Origin of the sequence: Pseudodesulfovibrio pelocollis (genome assembly GCF_030282845.1) — a bacterium.
Taxonomy (GTDB): Bacteria; Desulfobacterota; Desulfovibrionia; order Desulfovibrionales; family Desulfovibrionaceae; genus Pseudodesulfovibrio; species Pseudodesulfovibrio pelocollis.
In genome coordinates, this window is sequence record NZ_JASTWE010000022.1 from 17,583 (window position 1) to 33,281 (window position 15,699).

Annotated in this window: 14 protein-coding genes; 7 read left to right on the forward strand and 7 right to left on the reverse strand. The window is 64.8% G+C overall.

Annotated elements, in window-relative coordinates:
* The first annotated feature begins 1 nt into the window (after position 1).
* Both QQS14_RS09125 and QQS14_RS09130 read left to right on the forward strand, forming a co-directional pair.
* Positions 2-1,207 carry an HD-GYP domain-containing protein gene (locus QQS14_RS09125; RefSeq protein ID WP_285906675.1) on the forward strand — a complete coding sequence of 402 codons (1,206 nt, stop codon included), beginning with the start codon at positions 2-4 and terminating at the stop codon, positions 1,205-1,207.
* A 103-nt stretch (positions 1,208-1,310) separates the two neighbouring features.
* Positions 1,311-1,742, forward strand: coding sequence for a hypothetical protein (locus tag QQS14_RS09130; protein ID WP_285906676.1), 432 nt, complete (start codon positions 1,311-1,313; stop codon positions 1,740-1,742).
* A 74-nt stretch (positions 1,743-1,816) separates the two neighbouring features.
* Here QQS14_RS09130 and QQS14_RS09135 read toward each other — a convergent pair whose 3' ends face one another.
* The 4 genes from QQS14_RS09135 to QQS14_RS09150 form a co-directional block, all read right to left on the reverse strand.
* Complete coding sequence (locus tag QQS14_RS09135; protein ID WP_285906677.1) at positions 1,817-2,107, reverse strand: cysteine-rich small domain-containing protein; 291 nt, start codon at positions 2,105-2,107, stop codon at positions 1,817-1,819.
* Complete coding sequence (locus QQS14_RS09140; protein ID WP_285906678.1) at positions 2,104-2,421, reverse strand: DUF4389 domain-containing protein; 318 nt, start codon at positions 2,419-2,421, stop codon at positions 2,104-2,106. The genes QQS14_RS09135 and QQS14_RS09140 overlap by 4 nt, the downstream gene beginning before the upstream one ends.
* A gap of 75 nt (positions 2,422-2,496) precedes the next feature.
* A complete protein-coding gene (locus QQS14_RS09145) occupies positions 2,497-4,383 on the reverse strand; it encodes a flagellar assembly protein A (RefSeq protein WP_285906679.1) in 1,887 nt (628 codons plus the stop codon).
* A 188-nt stretch (positions 4,384-4,571) separates the two neighbouring features.
* On the reverse strand, positions 4,572-5,846 hold the full coding sequence (locus QQS14_RS09150; RefSeq protein WP_285906680.1) for a BPL-N domain-containing protein: 1,275 nt from the start codon (positions 5,844-5,846) through the stop codon (positions 4,572-4,574).
* A gap of 299 nt (positions 5,847-6,145) precedes the next feature.
* Between QQS14_RS09150 and QQS14_RS09155 the strand changes: the two genes are divergently transcribed.
* From QQS14_RS09155 to QQS14_RS09175, 5 genes are all read left to right on the forward strand, one after another.
* A complete protein-coding gene (locus QQS14_RS09155) occupies positions 6,146-8,812 on the forward strand; it encodes a valine--tRNA ligase (RefSeq protein WP_285906681.1) in 2,667 nt (888 codons plus the stop codon).
* Between the two features lie 137 nt (positions 8,813-8,949).
* Entirely contained in the window at positions 8,950-9,645 is a 696-nt protein-coding gene (locus QQS14_RS09160) for an Abi family protein (protein WP_285906682.1), read from the forward strand.
* A 24-nt stretch (positions 9,646-9,669) separates the two neighbouring features.
* Positions 9,670-11,190 (forward strand): uroporphyrinogen-III C-methyltransferase, encoded by a 1,521-nt coding sequence (gene cobA, locus QQS14_RS09165; RefSeq protein ID WP_285906683.1) that lies wholly within the window; start codon positions 9,670-9,672, stop codon positions 11,188-11,190.
* 74 nt (positions 11,191-11,264) lie between these two features.
* On the forward strand, positions 11,265-11,972 hold the full coding sequence (gene purN, locus QQS14_RS09170) for a phosphoribosylglycinamide formyltransferase (RefSeq protein WP_285906684.1): 708 nt from the start codon (positions 11,265-11,267) through the stop codon (positions 11,970-11,972).
* 29 nt (positions 11,973-12,001) lie between these two features.
* Entirely contained in the window at positions 12,002-12,553 is a 552-nt protein-coding gene (locus QQS14_RS09175; protein ID WP_285906685.1) for a DUF3159 domain-containing protein, read from the forward strand.
* Between the two features lie 58 nt (positions 12,554-12,611).
* Here QQS14_RS09175 and cbiD read toward each other — a convergent pair whose 3' ends face one another.
* From cbiD to QQS14_RS09190, 3 genes are all read right to left on the reverse strand, one after another.
* Positions 12,612-13,718, reverse strand: a complete 1,107-nt coding sequence (gene cbiD / locus QQS14_RS09180; protein WP_285906686.1) for a cobalt-precorrin-5B (C(1))-methyltransferase CbiD — start codon at positions 13,716-13,718, stop codon at positions 12,612-12,614.
* Positions 13,715-15,226 (reverse strand): SDR family oxidoreductase, encoded by a 1,512-nt coding sequence (locus tag QQS14_RS09185; RefSeq protein WP_285906687.1) that lies wholly within the window; start codon positions 15,224-15,226, stop codon positions 13,715-13,717. Before QQS14_RS09185 ends, cbiD begins: the two co-directional genes overlap by 4 nt.
* A 176-nt stretch (positions 15,227-15,402) precedes the next feature.
* Complete coding sequence (locus QQS14_RS09190) at positions 15,403-15,696, reverse strand: hypothetical protein (RefSeq protein WP_285906688.1); 294 nt, start codon at positions 15,694-15,696, stop codon at positions 15,403-15,405.
* Positions 15,697-15,699: the final 3 nt, after the last annotated feature.

Genomic DNA, 15,699 nt, shown 5'->3' on the forward strand with positions numbered 1-15,699 from the left:
CATGATCAGGAAGGTTCCGGTGGAAGAGCTGCGCCCTGGCATGGAGGTGGTCAAGCTCTCAAGCGAGATCTGGGAGCATCTGCCTTTTCTGTACACCCGGCCGGGGGTGATCGAGTCTCGGAGCCAGGTGGAGCGCATCCGCGCCGAGGGCTATCTGCATGCCTTCATTCAGGTGGGCGAAGGGGGCGAGGCCATGGATCGGCGGCTCGACGGGCTGCTGGCCGGGCCGGATTCCCTGCCGCCGCCCAAGCCCCGGGTGCCCTTCGAGCAGGAGATGGAAGTGGCCCGCGTCACCTACGACAGGGCCATGCACCACGCCAAGCGCATCATCCATGACGTCAAGCTCGGCCGAAAGGTGGACTACGAGGCCTCGGTGGAGACAGTGGACGCCATCGTCAACTCCGCCATCCGCAACCCCGACACCCTGCTGTGCCTCTCCAAGCTCTCGGACTACGACGACTACACCTACGCCCACTGCATCAACGTGGCTGCCATCGCCGTGGTCTTCGGCGAATACATGGGCCTGGGGCGCGAGGAACTGGTCAGGCTTGGCCTTGCCGGGATGATGCACGACCTGGGCAAGACCGCCGTGCCCTCGCGCATCATCAACAAGCGCGCCCGGCTCACGGATGTGGAGTTCGAGGAGATCAAGCGCCACCCGGAATACGGCTGCGACATCCTGGTCCGCCAGCGCGAGGTGACAGACGACGTGCTCGAAGCCGTGCGCGACCACCACGAGAAGTTCAACGGCTCGGGCTACCCGGAGCGGCTGGTCAACAGGGACATCGCGCCCTTTGCCCGGATCATCAGTCTGGCCGACGTCTACGACGCCCTGACCAGCGACCGCTCCTACAAGGACGCCATCCTGCCCAACAAGGCCCTGGCCATCATGTATGGCATGCGCGGGCAGGATTTCGACCCGGTGGAGGTTCAGATGTTCATCAAGTGTCTGGGCATCTTCCCCTCGGGCAGTCTGGTCAAGCTCAATACCGGCTTCTACGGCGTGGTCTACGAGTCCAACCCGTCCCTGCCCCTGATGCCCAAGATCAAGATCATCCTCGACGAGGACCTGCGCCCCATTCCGTCCGAGCTGGTGGACTTGGCCGCAGCCCAGGCCCTGGGCAACCGGAACCTCGAAATCCTCGAATGCGCCGACCCGGCGTCCTATCGCCTGAATCTCAGACCGTACCTGACACGCAGTGGATGAATGAAATGAAGAGAAAACACGAAACAGGGCGGTTGGCCGCAATCGGCCCCACGGTGTCCGGCCGGTCCGGCCGGGCCCGATGCCTCGTGGCGGGGAGGCGGGCATGATGGATACCGACACCTGGCTTCTCCTGGGCGCCGGGACCGCTGCCCTGCTCATGGTCAAATGGTTCGTGGGCAGCCGCAAGGTCACGGTCTACCGCATCAGCCCCGGCTCCCTCAATCGCTCCAAGAATGTCATGCTGCGGGTTCTGCCCCTGGTGGAGGACGGGGCTGAACACCCCCTGGACGAGACCTGTCTTCCCTGCGACAAGACCACGGTCAAGAGCGCGGCCAAGATTCTGGCCTATCATTTCTGGAAGGAGAAGCAGCACGAGGAGCTGGACCGGATCAAGCAATGCTTCATCGCCCTGTCGCGGTTTCAGAACAGGGATCTCGACCCCGAGGCGCGGGAGCGGTTGCAGAGCCGTGAGCGGGCCCGGCTGGCGAGCGAGATCGAGTGTTTCCTGACCAACGCCATGGCGCGCAGGAAGTAGCCGCGCCTGCCCGGCCGCGCAATGGGTGGTGCGTCGGCCGTCTGTCCTTCCTTTCCCATCAGACGCCTGTGGCGTCAGTCGTCTTTCCCCTGCTTTTCCATCGTCTCGCGCCGCATGGCGTCGAACCGCTCCCTGAGTCGGGCCATGATGTGGTCGTAGCCGCCCGGGGCGTGGGGCACCATGCAGCCGGTGCAGTCCTTGATCCCTGACTCAAGCAGCCTGCCGTTACCCCCGCAGTCGCTCAGGAAATAGAGCGGGCAGAAGCAGAAGAGGCAGTTGAATTCGTCGGGCCGGTCAGTGGCGTGGCAGGGGAAGTACCGGCACTCCCGGTTGCAGAAGAAGCGGTGACTGTTCGGCTCGGTCACTTGAAGGTCACCTGCCGCGCCGGTTTTTCCCATGCGTCGTCGTCCGGGAATCGGGAGAAGGGGAAGGGCCGGTCGTTGTCGTTGAGGGTGGTGTAGCGCATGAGCCGGTAAGCGTAGCCCGAGAGGGCGTTGCAGAAGCGGCGCAGGGGCTCGCTGTGCCGCTTGGCCACCAGCAGATAGACGAATTGGAAGAGGGTGGCGATCTGGATGAGCAGGCCGGTTACCTCAAGAAAGATGAGGCAGGCCAGGGTGACCAGGAGCCGCTTGAGGATGTCGCCGCGTCCGGCGGTGGTCGGGATGGTCGGGTCAGCCATGGGGCCTCCGTTGTTTGGGGTTGGCGTCGAAGGAGAGCCTACGCCAAAGGGAGAGGCCCGGCAAACAGCGCGGGGCTATCCTATGACGATCTCGCTGGTCCGGGCGTCCCAGGAGATGGTGGCCGCCTCGGTGCGCCGGGAGATGTCGAGCTTCTTGGAGCCCATGACCACCACCACGCCGGGATGAATGAGCCGGTGGACCCTGATTCTGATTCCGGCCAACTCTTCCTGGCGGGCCAGCGTGCGCTGGTTGATCTCCTCGGACACGGCCTTGCGCCGCTTGATCAGCGTCACCCGGTGCTTGAGGACCTCGGCCACTGCCGCCCGCTTTTCGGGCCGGGTGCGGGTCAGGATGGTCTTGGGCGGGTCGTGGCCCAGGGCGTCGTCGATCTTGCGGATGGCTTCCTTGAGCCGCTTGCGCTCGGCGCGCAGGGTGTCATCGTCGTCGTGTTGTATCTGGATGCCCACTACGGTGTTCACGCCCAGTTCCGAGCCCAGTTCCTTGATCTCCATGCCCTTGCCGGTGATTATTTTGCCCCCTTGCACATGGCCCTTGCCCCGGGTGCCCAGCAGGCGCCCCTCGGCGCGGATGTCCGAGTTGGTGATGTCGTTGGTGATGATCACGTCGCCGCCCGCGCGGATGCGGGCGTTGGTGGCGTAGGCGCAGGATACCGAGCCTCCGGCCCGCACGGTGCCGCCGTCAGGCATGAGGATGCCGCCCGAGACCTCGACGTTGCCGCCCGCCGAGACCGTGGCGCTCTCGATGGACCCGGCCACGATGACGTGCTTGGGCGCAGAGACCGAGAACCCGGCGTGGATGGAGCCGAGAATCTTGACCGAGCCGTACTCGATGATGACGTTGCCGGTGCCAAGGTCCACGTTGTCGTTGATCAGGAGACACTCCGTGGCCGAAAGGATGTTGTCCTCCAGCGACAGCACCCCCTTGGCCCTGGAGATGAAGGTGATCTCGTCGTCGAGGACGTCGATGTTCTCGCCCCGGCGGACCACCATGGGCTTGCCCCGGCTGGCCGGGATGGTCTTGCCGTAGATGTCGATACCGCCCTCGCCCGCGCTGGGCGGGTGCAGCCTGGCCACCACCTGCTCTGCCTCAACCATGGGATGGGTTCCCCGGTCGCGGAAATCCAGGCGGCCCGACTCGTCCTCGGTTCCGGCCAGTTCGCGGGTGGAGACCAGCAGTTCAAGCCAGCCGTCGCGCCCTGGCGACGGGACCCTGCCCGCCACCACCACCTGATCGGGCACGGGTTGGCCTTGGTCCCTGGCCCGGCCGAGCAGGGCCTTGAGGCGGCCCAGGTCGATGTCGATGACCACGCCGAGCTCTCGCAGCTCCTTTTCCACCCGCTCGGCCGAGATGGGCTGGCCCCGGAAATCCTTGTGGTGCAGCGTGGCCTTGACGGTGGTCAGGTCCTCGCTGATGTGCGTGAGCGGGTCCACGGCGAGGGTTCCCTCGCGCAGCCGGGCCATGCCCCACACGGTGGAGACGTAGGCGTTGGTCAGGGCGTCGAATTCCACGTTCTCGCCCATGGTCACCTTGATGTCTTCGGGCTCGAAGTGCTCTCTGGGGTGGATGACGCGGCCGTCGATGGTCTCGCCGTCGCTGGCGTGGCACGGCGGGTGCTTGCGGGCAAAGCGGTCGCCCGGAAAGACGGGAAAGTCGAGATTGCCCAGGGCCACCAGCGAAGCGTGGCGCGGCTCCTGGACCTCGACGCCGCGCACCAGCACGATGCGGCGGATTTCCTCGTCGCGCTGGATGGAGTCCACCACCTCGCGCGCGGCCTGCTCGTCCACGGGCAAGCGCACCCCGGCCTGGGCCACCTGCCGCTTGAGCAGCTTGACCGACGGCCCCTCGCCCCCGCCCTGGGGCGGGAAGTACCGGCTCACTCCGAGCTTCATGCCGTCCTCGGACAGGGCGAAACGGAATTGGGCGTCGCGGCGTTCAGCCATCACTCCCCCCCGTCGCGCCGGGAAACGACGCGGATAGTCACGGTATCAGGGCCGGGTGGGTGGTCCGGTTCCGGGGGTGGGGTGCGGGTGTTTGCGGTCAAGTGTGCCCCTGTCTTCTGCAAAATGTCGCTGACGAGTGTGTAACTTTCGTAACATACGGTGCGAGTGCATGGCAACTTCGCACCGCATCATCGATTGGTCGGGCCGGAGCGCGAGAGCCGCCAGTAAAGCTCCTCCAGAGTTGCCGCCAGGTCGGCGTAGATGCCGCCCGGCTCCGGGGGCAGACCGAACAGGGCGCGCCGCTGCTCGCGCAGACCCTGTGCGGACACGGCGTCGGGCGCGGAGTGGAACATGGTCATGGACAGCCGCTCGGCCAGCAGATAGCCGGACAATCCCCGGGCCAGCAGGGCCATCAGGGTTCCGAAGCCGCGCGCGCGATGGTCCCAGAAGGCCAGGGCCTCGTCGCCCGGCTGGCGGGCCATGGCCTCGCAGATGAGTGAATACAGGGCGTTGATGCCTGCGCCGGGCAGGCCGCGCCGCCAGCCCAGGAGCCAGGGCGTGCGCCAGAAGAGCAGAAAGTGGCTGGTGCCCGTGGCGATGACCCGCTCCATGGCCCGGCGTGCAGCCATGAGCACCGGATCGTCCCAGACCACGGGCAGGGCGGCCACATCCCAGGCCGGGACCGGCCCGCCTGCCTGTCCATGCCCGCCAGCCAACGCCTGATCGAGAATGTGGGCCAGCCAGCGGTTGGCCTGGGGCGAGGCGGGCGTCTCCAGGTGGGCGTAGCTCAGGATGACCCGGCCCGCGCCGAAATCATTGGCCGTGGCGCAGGGCGTGCCTTCCATGAAACCGGGGTCCAGGTGGATGCCGTAGAGGTTTTCCCAGTCGTTCATGGTCCCCTGGGGCAGGGTGGACAGGTTGAGGTCCGCCACCCAGAAGTCCGGCCCGGGCCTGCCGTAGCGGGCCAGCACCGTGACCGAATCGTCCACCGGATCGAACCGGCCCGGCCACCAAACCGGGAGCAGGGGGTCCGCGTCGGGCCCGAGCATGTCAGGCGGCACCAGGGGGGCGCTCCGGTTCAGGGAGGCATGGACATGGCCGGAGAGGAAGTGGTGGAGCCGGTTGGTGTACCCCTTGCGGGTCCAGGGGGAGAGGCCGAGGCCGTAAGGGCCGGTCAGGGCCAGCCCGGCCCCGCCGCAAAAGCCGAGGTAGGTACCGCCGCCATGCACGAACTCGCAGATGGCGTCCATGCCGCGCAGCCCCAGCCTGTCCGCCTTGCCCTTGGCCCGGCCTCCGGGCACGATGAGCAGGCGCGGTACCTCGCCGGACTTGCCAGCGAGCACGCCATCAGCTATCTCGGAGCCGCGCACCAGACGATGGGGAATGCCCCACGCCTCAAGGGCGCGCGCGGCCATCAGGCCCCAGAAGTGGGACTCGTCCCAATATATGTGTATGCTTGACATAATCGGCTCCCTCGACAAGGGTAGTCCGCACGCTACCAACCGGCAGGCGCGACCGCAAGGGGAGAAGAACGAATTTTGGATATCCGGGGGAAACTTTTGAAAAGTTTCCCCCTTGCATCCAGTTTCGCCTTTTGCAACCAGGCATTTCGCGCCACCGTGGCAGCATCGATATCGAACCCCCTCCACGCCGCCGTCCGCCTCTTTGATGACGGCCAGCCCGACAGGCGGCGTGGCACAAAAAGTTTTGGAGGGTCCAGGGAACCTTTTTCAAAAGGTTCCCTGGCCGCCGGAGGCAAATCATGGCCCGCAGGGAACTGGCCAAGGCATACGAGCCTTGGGATGTCGAGGAAAAATGGGAACGCCGCTGGGAAGCGGACAAGACCTTCACCCCGGACCCGGACGGGCCGGGCGAACCGTATTCCATCGTCATCCCGCCGCCCAACGTCACCGGCGTGCTGCACATGGGCCACGCCCTGAACCTGACGCTCCAGGACATCCTGTGCCGCTTCCACCGCCAGCAGGGGCGCAACGTGCTCTGGGTGCCGGGCACGGACCACGCGGGCATCGCCACCCAGAATGTGGTGGAGCGCCAACTCAAGGAAGAGGGCAAGAGCCGCCACGACCTCGGGCGCGAAAAGTTCATCGAGCGCGTCTGGGAGTGGAAGAAGGAAAAGGGCGACCACATCCTCGGCCAGATCAGGCGCATGGGCGCGTCCGTGGACTGGACCCGCGAGTGTTTCACCTTTGACGACCAGCGCGCCCGGGCCGTGCGCGAGGTGTTCGTCGAGCTGTACCGGCAGGGGCTCATCTACAAGGGCGACTACATCATCAACTGGTGCAACCGCTGCCACACCGCCCTGGCCGACGACGAGGTGGAACACGAGCCCAAGCCCGGCCACCTCTACCACATCAAGTATCCCCTGGTTGACGGCTCGGGCCACCTCATCGTGGCTACCACCCGGCCCGAGACCATGCTCGGCGACACGGCCATTGCCGTGAACCCGGAGGACGAGCGCTTCAAACACCTCATCGGCAAGGAGGCCGTGCTGCCCCTGGTGGGCCGCAAGCTGCCCATCATCGGCGACGCCTACGTGGACGTGGCCTTTGGCACCGGCTGCCTCAAGGTCACGCCCGCCCACGACATGAACGACTGGGAACTGGGCCGCAAGCACGACCTTGAAGTGCTGGCCATCCTCGACGAGGACGGCAACATCAACGAGAACGCGCCCGAGCGCTATCGCGGCCTGCACAAGGAAGAGGCGCGCACCATCATCATCACGGACCTCAAGAACGAGGGCTTGTTCGTGGGCGTGGACGACCACGACCACTCGGTGGGCGCGTGCTACCGCTGCAAGTCGGTCATCGAGCCCCATGTCTCCACCCAGTGGTTCGTGTCTATGAAGCCCTTGGCCGAGAAGGCGCGCGCCGCCGTGCCCGCACAGACGCAGATTTTCCCCGAGCACTGGACCAAGACCTACTACGAATGGCTCGACAACATCCGCGACTGGTGCATCTCGCGCCAGATCTGGTGGGGCCACCGCATCCCGGCCTGGACCTGCGAGAAGTGCGGCGCCCTGACCGTGTCCATGGACGACCCGAGCGCCTGCGAATCCTGCGGCAGCCGCAACATCATCCAGGACGAGGACGTGCTCGACACCTGGTTCTCGTCCGCCCTGTGGCCCTTCTCCACCTTGGGCTGGCCCGACAAGACCCCGGAGCTGGCCCGGTACTATCCCACCTCCTGTCTGGTCACCGGCTTCGACATTCTCTTCTTCTGGGTGGCGCGCATGATGATGATGGGGCTCCAGTTCATGGAGCGGGTGCCCTTTGACCATGTCTACATCCACGCCCTGGTCCGCGACGAGAAGGGCAAGAAGATGTCCAAGTCCACGGGCAATGTCATCGACCCCCTGGACATGATCGAAAAATACGGGGCCGACGCCCTGCGCTTCACCCTGACCAGCTTCGCGGCCATGGGCCGGGACATCAAGCTCTCGGAGGCGCGCATCGAGGGCTACAAGCACTTCATGAACAAGATCTGGAACGCGGCCCGGTTCGCCATGATGAACCTGCCCGACGAGATTCCGGCGGTGCCGCTCGATCAGGCCCAAAGCCTCGCCGACACCTGGATTCTGCACCGGCTGGAGGAGGTCAAGGCCACCGTGGCCGAGGCCACCGCAGGCTACCGCTTCAACGAGGTGGCCCAGACGCTGTACAAGTTCATCTGGTCCGAGTTCTGCGACTGGTACCTGGAGATGATCAAGCCCGCCCTCTACGGCGAGGACGAGGCGGCCAAGGCGGCCACCCAGCGGGTGCTGTGGACCGTGCTCTCCGAGACCATGGTCCTGCTCCATCCGGTGGCCCCGTTCATCTCCCAGGAGATATGGTCCGTGCTGCCGCGCCCGGCAGGCGATGACCGCTCCGAGGACATCGCCACCCTGCCTTTCCCGGCACCGCGCCCCGAGTGTCTGAACCCGGACGCCATGGCCCGCATGGAGTTGTTCATGGGCGTGGTCTCGGGCATCCGCAACATCCGCACCGAGCTGCTCATCGAGCCCGCCAAAAAGCTCGACCTGCTGGTGCGCACGGCAAACGACGCGGACAAATCCGTGCTCGAATCCACCCTGGACCTGATTCGTTTCCTGGCCCGGGTCGAGAACGTGACCATCGGCCCCGAGGTGAAAGGCCCCCGGGCGTCGGGCGCGGCCGTGGTCCAGGGCAACGAGCTCTTCGTGCCCCTGGCTGGCGTGGTCGATTTCGAGGCCGAGCTGGCGCGCCTGGACAAGAACCTGGCCAAGCTCGACAAGACCATGAAAGGCGTGTCCGGCAAGCTCGCCAACCCCGGCTTTGTCAACAACGCCCCGCCCGAAGTGGTGGAGGGCGAAAAGCGCAAACTGGCCGAGATGGAAGAGGAACAAACCAAGCTCGCCCAGCTCAAGGCCCGCCTTGAGAGCGTGATGGGGTAGAAAAAACGAAGCCCCTCGTTGGAGGGGCTTCGTATTGAACCTTGAGGACATCACCGGCTTGGAGCCGGGAGGGGTTTCTCTCAAGGACAGCGAAGAAGATATAACAACGATGCGCATGAAAGGCAAGCACCCGGACAATGTCTGATCAGCTACCGACGCAGGGACGTCTTCAGGAATTGGTCAGCGGGTTGTCTGTCGAGCGCCTTCAGCCGTACAGATTGCCCAGAGACATCAGCCCGGACGAGGGTGAATACGATTGGCTTCTTCGGTACATATGGAATATCAAGCTGTGCGAATCGTTGTACCCTGGACTTCAGAACCTTGAAGTCGCGCTGAGAAATGCTATTCATAACACCCTTTCCGAGGCATACGAAACAAGGTTCTGGTTTTTGAAAGAGGGCTTGCTGAAAGTTGGCGAACGCGAGCAGATAAGCCGGGTCGAACGACTTCTCCCGCCAGGGAAAAAGAAGATTGCCGGGAAGTATATCGCTGAATTGGGGTTCGGTTTTTGGATTTCACTTTTCCACAAGCGGTACCATGATTCACTGATGCCCAAGATCATGAAGGCCGCTTTTCCCCGCAAGGCGCATCCTTTGAAAAGATCGCAGGTGGTGAGGGAGCTTGAAGCCATACGCAAATTGCGCAACAGGGTGTTTCATCACGAACCCATCTGGAACAATCCACGCCTTGCGGTTCTGCATAATCATATTTTGCAGTATGTCGCTTGGCTCAACTATGAGTTATTCATTGTCACCAGAGGAGTGGACGGGTTTGAAGCCATCCACCAGTCCGGTACAGCGCCGTATAAAGAAATAATCGCGGAAATCGGTTAACCGCGCATGTCAGGAGAGCATACCATGGCAAACGTCTTTCTCGTCGGAGCCGGTCCGGGCGATCCCGGGCTGCTCACCTTGCGGGCCAAGGAGATCATCGAGACCTGCGATGTGATGATCTACGATTATCTGGCCAATGCGAATTTTCTGAAGTGGTGCAAGCCCGACTGCGAGATCCTCTATGTGGGCAAGAAGGGCGGGGACCACACCCTGCCCCAGGACCAGATCAATGAACTGATCGTGGACAAGGCGCGCAGCGGCAAGACCATCTGTCGGCTCAAGGGCGGCGACCCGTACGTGTTTGGGCGCGGCGGCGAGGAGGCCGAGGAACTGGTGGAGGCGGGCATCGACTTCGAGGTGGTGCCGGGCATCACTGCGGGCGTGGCCGCCCCGGCCTATGCTGGCATTCCGGTGACGCACCGCGACCACACCACCAGCGTCTGCTTCATCACCGGCCACGAGGACCCCACCAAGGGCGAATCCGGCAACAACTGGGCCGTGTACGGCCAGTCCAATTCCACGCTGGTCTTCTACATGGGGGTCGGCAACCTGCCCATGATTGCCGAGAATCTGATGAAGAACGGCCGGGCCGCAGACACCCCGGTGGCCCTGGTGCGTTGGGGCACGCGCTGCAACCAGCAGTCATTCGTCTCCACCCTGGAGAACGTGGCCGCCGACGCGGCCGAGCGCAAGTTCAAGGCTCCATCCATCATCATCGTCGGCGGGGTGTGCTCCCTGCACGACAAGCTTGGCTGGTTCGAGAAAAAGCCCCTGCTGGGCAAGGGCGTGGTGGTCACCCGCGCGCGCGAGCAGGCCAGCGGGCTGGTGGACATCCTGCGCGGCCACGGGGCCTGCGTGCATGAGTTCCCCACCATCGCCGTGGAGCATCTCGACGACTACGCCGAGGTGGAGACGGCCATCCTGCAACTGGCCCGCTACCAGTGGGTGGTCTTCACCTCGGTCAACGGCGTGAAATTCTTCTGGGAGCAGCTTTCGACCATCGGCCTTGACTCGCGCATCTTCTGCGGCATGCAGATCGCGGCCATCGGCCCGGCCACGGCCGAGGAGCTGACGGCGCGCGGCATCATCCCGGACTTCGTGCCCGACAAGTATGTGGCCGAGCATGTGGTGGAGGGGCTCCTTGCGCTGGGCATCCAGGGCCAGGACGTGCTTATTCCGCGCGCCAAGGTGGCCCGCGAGGTCCTGCCCGAGGAGCTGAAGAAGGCGGGGTGCAACGTCACGGTCCTGCCCGTGTACGAGACCCGGCTGGTCCAGCAGTCAGGTGATGAGATAGTGGCCGCCCTGGACAAGGGCGCCATCCAATACGTGACCTTCACCTCGTCGAGCACGGTGGAGAACTTCTTCGAGCTGATCCCGGCTGACACCCTGCGCCAGTACCCGGACGTGACGCTCGCCTCCATCGGGCCGGTCACGAGCAAGACCCTGGCCCGCTTCGGCTTTACCCCGTCCATCGAGCCCGAGGACTACACCATCCCCGGGTTGGTGGCTGCCCTGGTGGGCACCGTGACAGCGGACAAGGGCTGATCGGGGCGCGGCCCCCTCGTGCAATAAAAACCGGTCATGCGGCCTGTGCCGCCAAGCGTTTTTCAGGAGTGCCCATGTCGTTGCCCATCGCCGTCCTTGTCTCGGGAAGCGGGTCCAACCTGCAGTCCATCATCGACCGTATCGAGGAGGGCGTGCTTGATGCCGAGGTCCGGCTCGTGGTCTCCAACAAGCCCGGGGTCTTCGGGCTGGAGCGGGCCAGGAAGCACGGCATCCCCACCAGGGTGCTGACGCATACCGACTACGCCTCGCGTGAGGCGTTCGACGCGGCCATGGCCGAGGTTATCGTGGCCGCGGGCGTGGACCGGCACGGACTGGTGGTCATGGCCGGGTTCATGCGCATTGTCACCCCGGTCTTTCTCTGCGCCTTTCCGCACCGGGTGGTCAATATCCATCCGGCTCTGCTGCCCGCCTTTCCCGGCGTCCACGGCCAGGCCGACGCCGCTGCCCACGGGGTCAGGATTTCCGGCTGCACCGTGCATTTCGTGGACGAGAAGATGGACCATGGTCCGATCATCATCCAGGCCGCCGTGCCCTGCCAGCAGGGCGAGGACGGCGAGGAGCTCGGCCCGCGCATCCTCAAGCTCGAACACCGCATCTACCCCCAGGCCATCCAGTGGATCGCCGAGGACCGGCTGACCATCCGCGACCGCCATGTCGAGCTTCGGGTATCGGGCCGCCCCAGGGCCGAACAACCCCGGGCCGCCGATGTCGAACCGCCGACCAATGCCTTGGTCTGGCCCCCCCTTGAGGCGGGATTCTGAGCCGGGCAGGCCTGCTCCAAAAGGACTGCATGAAAGATTTCCTCAGATTCATCGTTGGGTTCCTGCCCTGGATTTCCTTTGGCGTCCTCGCAGGCCCTTCCCTGCTGCGTCTGGAAATCGCCATCCTTGTCAGTTTGGCTCTCACAGTCATTGTCGGCTTCGGGCAGCTGAAAAAAGGCTTCATCCTTACATGGGGCACGCTGCTGTTCTTTGCGGCTATCGCCGTATTGGTGATTCTCATGAAAAATGTCTGGACCATGACCCACATGGGGTTGCTGGCCCCATCGGGCATGGCCGCCATCGCATGGTTCTCGCTTGCGATAGGCAAGCCGTTTGTGGCGCAGTTTGCTCGTGAGAACGCCCCGGTGGACCGCTGGAATCACCCGCAGTTCATTGCGAGCTGCCGTTATTTGACCATCGTCTGGGGTTGCCTGTTCCTCGTTTCCACGGCTTTGGCTTTTGCCAAATATTTTCATGTTGTTGCGGACTGGGCCAGCACCGTGCTTTCCATCGCCTCGGTGGTCTTCGGAATAGCCTACACGGAATGGTACAAGAAAAAAGCCAGGGAAAACGCCAAGTAAAATAGCCAGATACTGGTATCCAGATTCCCTTTTCAGCCAATCTGAGTGGGCAATCCGCTCAAGCCAGCCTTTCCCCGTCAAAATCAAAGACCGCGTGGTCAACCTCGCACCGGCTGCCGGAAAAGGCGCGGGCCGCCCCGGCCGCTTCGGCCTTGAGCCGGGCGAGCAGGGTGGGCAGGGCCGGGTCAGGCCGCAGCAGGTCGAGCACCTGCCGGGCGGTGTTGGCCGTGCGCACAGTGGGCAGGAGGCCGGGGGCGCAGCCCGCCTCGGCGCAGCGGTCGGCCAGCCGGGCGAAGTCCACGGGATGGCTCTTGGCGTGGGTGGAGGCCAGCCCCTGAGCCTGCTTGACCAGCTTGCCGAAGAACAAAGTCCACGTCACCCGGGCGAAGCCGCGCTGCGCCGCAGCATCCATTGAGAATTCAAAAAAATCAGCAGCCTGTATCAGGGCCGTGGTCGAGGTGTCGGGGTGGGCGTCGAGGTAGAGCCGCTCTGAGCGGCGGCCCGTGGTAAAGACGGCGTGGGTGAGGCCCAGGGCGCGGGCCACGTCGAGGCCCTCGGCCACTGTCGCCTTCCAGGAGTCGTGGGAGTATGGCTTGACAATGCCCTGGGTGCCGAGAATGGAGATGCCGCCGACGATGCCGAGGCGGGGGTTCATGGTCTTGGCCGCCAGCCGTTCGCCGTCCGGCACCTCGATGACGACACGGACGCGACCCGCGAAATCCGGCCCGGTCACGGCGCGCACCCCGGCCTTGATCTGGCGCAGCGGCTCCGGGTTGATGGCTGGTCTGCCCACGGCCACGGGCAGGCCGGGCAGGGTGGTGACGCCAACTCCTGCGCCGCCTTCTATCTCAACAACCATGTATTCAGCGCCGGATTGATGCAATTCGACCAGTGCCTGAATGTCGCAGCCGTGGGTGGCGTCAGGGTCGTCCCCGCCGTCCTTGATCACGGTGACGCGCACCGTGTCGCCGTGGGGCTCATAGCAGGCGATGGGCACGTCGAGGTGGCCTCCCGGGGGGAGCGGAACCGCGACGCTGCGAGGCCGCGCCCCGGTGCGCAGGAAGACCACCCCGGCCATGGCCGCGGCCGTGGCGCAGGTGCCAGTTGTGCGGCCCGTGCGCAGACGGCCCGAGTGTTGGCGGCCCGTGTTTTGGTGGTTGGTCATGACCTTTTTTCGATGCGCTCCGGCCCTGAATAGATATGGGTGCCCGCCTGGGTCGAGATGTTCTGGATCATGTTGCGGAACAGCAGGACATGGAAGGGATACATGGCAAACCAGTAGAGGAGGCCCGCCAGCCCCTTGGGCAGGAAGCGCGCGGTCATGGTGATGTCCACTGCGTTTTCCCAGTGGGTGTCGAGCCGGAATTCGAGCAGGGCTTCGCCCGGCAGCCGCATCTCGGCCAGCAGCAGCAGCCTGCGCCCCGGGTCGCTGGCCAGTACGCGCCAGAAATCCAGCGCGTCGCCCACGCGCACCGTGTCGTCCCGGCGCGGTCGGCCACGGGACATGCCCGGCCCGGCCAGCATCCGGTCGATGAAGCCGCGCAGCCGCCACAGCGGGTCGCCATAGTACCACCCCTGCTCGCCACCGATGCGCTCCACCAGCGCCCAGACCTTGGACGGGTCGCCCTGGAGCCGGGCCTTGTATCCCATCTCGTAGCTCGCGCCGCCCGCGTAGGCCGGGTCGTCCCCGGAGGCCCATTCGGGCAGGCAGGCGCTGCCCACGTCAAAGAGACAGGTCTCCACCTTCTGGTGCTCGGTCTTGTCCAAGGCGCGGCGGATGGCCTCGCCACAGGAGATCAGTTCCTGGGGCACCAGTTCGCGGATGGCATCGTCGCGGCAGATGACCTCGTTGCGCAGCCCCTCGATCAGCGAGCGGGCCAGGGACATGGGCACCGGGGTGATCAGGCTGACCCAGAAGGACGAGAGCCGGGGCGAGAGAAAGGGCGTGGCCAGGATGCGCCGCCTGGGGATTCCGGCCACTTCGGCGTAGAGATGGAACAGTTCGGCGTAGGAAAGGATGTCCGGTCCGCCGATGTCCAGAGTCAGCCCGGAGGTGGCCTCGTTTTCGAGGCAGCCGACCAGGTAGCCCAGGACGTTGCGGATGGAGATGGGCTGGGTGCGGGTCTTGACCCAGGTGGGGGCGAGCATGACCGGCAGCCGGTCGGCCAGATAGCGCACCAGCTCGAAGGAGGACGAGCCCGAGCCGATGATCTGGGCGGCGCGCAGAATGGTCACCCGCGACGGGGCCAGTGTGAGGATGCGGCCCACCTCGGCCCGGGAGCGCAGGTGCTTGGACAAGGGATGGTCGTCGATATCCTCGCCCAGTCCGCCGAGGTAGATGATGCGCTCAAGACCGGCGCCCTGGGCTGCGGCCACCATGTTGTAGGCCGCGTCGCGCTCCTGCTCGGCGAAGTCGCGGCCGGGCTGGGTCATGGAGTGGACGAGATAGAAGGCGGCCCGGCAGCCCCGGCAGGCTTTGCGCAGGCTCCAGGCGTCGTGCATGTCGGCACGCACGATCTCGACATTGGGGTTGTCGGCCCACTGGCGGGCGCGGATCTTTTCCACGCTGCGCCCGGCGGCGCGGACCGTGAATCCGCGTTCGAGCAGCAGGGGCACGAGCCTGCCGCCCACATAGCCGGTGGAGCCGAGCACGAGAACCGGGCGGGTGTCCATCAACTGCCTCCAGTGGCTGGCGCTAGGAGGCTGTTGAAAAACGACGATCTGCGTCGTTGCTTCAAAAAGTTCAAACCCTCGCGTGCAAGAAGTACGCTTCGGTCTTGAACTTTTTTTGCGGCTAGCATCTCACCATTTTTGAACAGCCTTCATTTTTTGACCTTTTCAACGGTAAGTTAGTCCTTGGGGGTGCGGGTGTGGAAGCGGTATTCGCCGTCGCGGATGACCCAGCCCCGGTCGTTCATGCACTGGCTGTACACCTTGTACTGCCGGTTCTTGTCCAGGGGATACTGCTCGCCCGCGATCACGTCGCAGGCCCGGGAATCCTGGTCGAACCGGACACTGGCCTCGTGGGAGTCCTTGATGTCTGGGTTCTCCCACTGCTTGGCGCAGCCTGCCATGAGCGAGGCGGCAGGTAGGACGAAGAGCAGGGCGGCCATCAGGCACAGGGGGCGGAGAATGCGGCGCATGGG

Bases quoted from the DNA above. Each gene is read 5' to 3' on its own strand.
- QQS14_RS09185 (WP_285906687.1), bottom strand. From the start codon at position 15,226: ATGGACACCCGCCCGGTTCTCGTGCTCGGCTCCACCGGCTATGTGGGC.
- purN (WP_285906684.1), top strand. From the start codon at position 11,265: ATGTCGTTGCCCATCGCCGTCCTTGTCTCGGGAAGCGGGTCCAACCTG.
- QQS14_RS09130 (WP_285906676.1), top strand. From the start codon at position 1,311: ATGATGGATACCGACACCTGGCTTCTCCTGGGCGCCGGGACCGCTGCC.
- QQS14_RS09140 (WP_285906678.1), bottom strand. From the start codon at position 2,421: ATGGCTGACCCGACCATCCCGACCACCGCCGGACGCGGCGACATCCTC.
- QQS14_RS09125 (WP_285906675.1), top strand. From the start codon at position 2: ATGATCAGGAAGGTTCCGGTGGAAGAGCTGCGCCCTGGCATGGAGGTG.
- QQS14_RS09160 (WP_285906682.1), top strand. From the start codon at position 8,950: ATGTCTGATCAGCTACCGACGCAGGGACGTCTTCAGGAATTGGTCAGC.
- QQS14_RS09145 (WP_285906679.1), bottom strand. From the start codon at position 4,383: ATGGCTGAACGCCGCGACGCCCAATTCCGTTTCGCCCTGTCCGAGGAC.
- cobA (WP_285906683.1), top strand. From the start codon at position 9,670: ATGGCAAACGTCTTTCTCGTCGGAGCCGGTCCGGGCGATCCCGGGCTG.
- QQS14_RS09190 (WP_285906688.1), bottom strand. From the start codon at position 15,696: ATGCGCCGCATTCTCCGCCCCCTGTGCCTGATGGCCGCCCTGCTCTTC.
- QQS14_RS09150 (WP_285906680.1), bottom strand. From the start codon at position 5,846: ATGTCAAGCATACACATATATTGGGACGAGTCCCACTTCTGGGGCCTG.
- QQS14_RS09155 (WP_285906681.1), top strand. From the start codon at position 6,146: ATGGCCCGCAGGGAACTGGCCAAGGCATACGAGCCTTGGGATGTCGAG.
- QQS14_RS09175 (WP_285906685.1), top strand. From the start codon at position 12,002: ATGAAAGATTTCCTCAGATTCATCGTTGGGTTCCTGCCCTGGATTTCC.
- cbiD (WP_285906686.1), bottom strand. From the start codon at position 13,718: ATGACCAACCACCAAAACACGGGCCGCCAACACTCGGGCCGTCTGCGC.